The 902-nt window shown below is 81.0% G+C and carries 1 protein-coding gene; it reads right to left on the bottom strand.

The genetic code is table 11. From position 1 onward, the window contains the following. A partial coding sequence (locus tag PYV61_RS25925) for an SGNH hydrolase domain-containing protein (RefSeq protein WP_275836779.1) occupies positions 1-902 on the bottom strand: 902 nt, incomplete at both ends.

Raw genomic sequence — 902 nt, 5'->3', positions numbered from 1 at the left:
CGTACGTGCAGTCGCCCGCCAGCGGCAGCCCGGCCGCGCGCCGCGACAGGCACCCGGGCGCGTCGAACGGGAGGTCGGGGGTGTCGCGCATCGCCGCCGCGGGGATCCCGGCCGCCGCGAGGCGCGCGTACGTGCGCCGCAGCCCGCGCCGCCACGCGTCGGCCGACACGCGCGGCGCCTCGCCGCGCCCGTCGATCGGCACGTAGTGGTCGTAGCTCGACAGCAGCACCGCGGTCGGCCGCATGCCGAGGATCCGGCGCACCGCCGCCTCGCGCCACCGCGCGCACGCGCCGTCGCGCCGGCTCGCCGCCAGCGCCGACAGGTCGGCCACCGGACACCCGCCGCGCACCATCGCCACCACCTTCCACCCGCGCGCCCTCCCCGCCGCGTCGAGCCCCGCCAGCCAGTGCTCGGCGTGCGAGTCGCCGAACACGACGAGCGTAGTCGCCGACGCGGTGTCGCCGAACGCGCAGGCGCGGTCGGGGCGCGCGTTCCAGCAGCGGTCGGGCGCGAAGCGGTCCTCGCGCGCGGCCGCGAACGCGCGCTGGTCGGGCGCCGCCGCGCGCCGCTCGGCCGCGCCGACCAGCACGTGCGCGCCGAGCGCCACGACGACGGTGGCGGCGAACGCCAGCAGCGCGCGGCGCGGCACCGCGGCGTCGTCGGGCGGGAGCGACCGCGTGCGCCGCTCGGCCCACCGCTCGATCGCCAGCGCCGGCGCGAGCGCGAGCAGCGACAGCGCGAGCTTCCCCGGCCACGCGATCCCCGGCACCAGCACGACGCCGAGTCCCACGAGCGGCCAGTGCCAGAGGTACCACGCGTACGACAGCCGCCCCGCCGCGCGCGGCCACACGCCGGCGAGCGCCCGCCCCGCGCCGCGGTCCGCGGCGGCCGGCCCCGCGGCC

Source organism: Roseisolibacter sp. H3M3-2 (assembly GCF_029211165.1).
Classification (GTDB): Bacteria; Gemmatimonadota; Gemmatimonadetes; order Gemmatimonadales; family Gemmatimonadaceae; genus Roseisolibacter.
Note: the sequence above shows the minus strand (reverse complement) of the source record. Positions and strands in the feature narration are given on the sequence as shown.